The sequence below is a fragment of the Streptomyces sp. NPDC088812 genome, assembly GCF_044750285.1.
GTDB lineage: Bacteria > Actinomycetota > Actinomycetes > Streptomycetales > Streptomycetaceae > Streptomyces.
In genome coordinates this window covers 1-1058 of sequence record NZ_JBIVJP010000098.1, presented here as the reverse complement: position 1 = coordinate 1058, position 1058 = coordinate 1, and the positions used below count along the sequence as shown (strand labels likewise).

At 71.1% G+C, this 1058-nt stretch carries 1 protein-coding gene; it reads right to left on the bottom strand.

Features of this window, described 5'->3' with window-relative positions:
- Nucleotides 1–635: YveK family protein (locus ACIP67_RS43455; protein ID WP_401700286.1), on the bottom strand; the 635-nt coding region annotated here is incomplete at its 3' end.
- Nucleotides 636–1058: the final 423 nt, after the last annotated feature.

Below are 1058 nucleotides of genomic sequence, written 5' to 3'. Positions count from 1 at the left end.
GCATTCTCCGGGACGGCGCCGATCACACCGGCGCCGGTGATCTCCTTCACGTCGGCGCGGCTGCGCACCTTCACGTCCAGGAGACGACGGAGCACGGCGATGGCGAGTCCCGCACTCAGTCCGGCCACGACGCCCAAGAGGACGTTGCGCCGGGTGTCAGGGCTCACGGGGGCAGAGGGCACGCGGGCGTCGGACAGCGGCACGACCTCCAACGGGCTGTTCTTGTCCACGTCCGCCGCCACGTCCGCCGTCGCCTGCAGAGCACTGTTCGCGAGCTGCGCGGCGGTCTCGGGATCCGTCGAGGTGGCGGTCACCTTGATCATGCTGGACTCGGGGACGAGCACCGCGGAGAGCGAACCGTCGCCGTCCTGCCCCGTGTCCTGGGCCACGCGTTCACGCACGGCCTCGCTGTTGATCAGGGCGACGTAGGCCTGAGCCCGGCTCTCGGCGGGCAGGTTGCTGGTGATGAGGCTCTGATCTGCAGCCCGGGCGGCGAGGAACCCCTGAGATTCGGATGCGTAGATCCGGGGCTGCAGCGCGGAGTAGCCCCAGCCCAGCAGACCCCCCACGAGGGCTGCTGCCAGGAGCAGCAGGAGGTTGGCGCGCAGCAGGCGGAAGAAGTCGACGATCGTCACGGAGCACCTCGGGGGTCATGGACGGGAATGCGCGGGCCGTCGTGGGCGAGGCACGCGCGGTCCACGGTACCAAGACCCCTCGTGCGGTCTGCCGGGCCCGAGGACGAGGCACGCCACCGCGCTACGCTGAGCCGAGTATCGCCCGGCGTCCATGAAAGGTTCCGCACCATGCGCTCGAGCACGCCCCGTGACCGGACGGCTGCCCGCGCTGTGAGGGCCGTGGTGCCACCCGAGGCCCGGCCTGCCAGGCGTCACGCCTCACTCGGCCTCGTCCCGGACGGTCAGGCCGCGTGGACCCGCTCTCCGTGGAACCCCTTGGTCACGCCGGCCTCACCGCGGCTGTTCGAGGCCGTGCTGGCCATCGGCCTGGTGATGGATGCGTTCACCGCTCCCGGCCTGCCGATCCCGTTCGCGGAGTTCTCC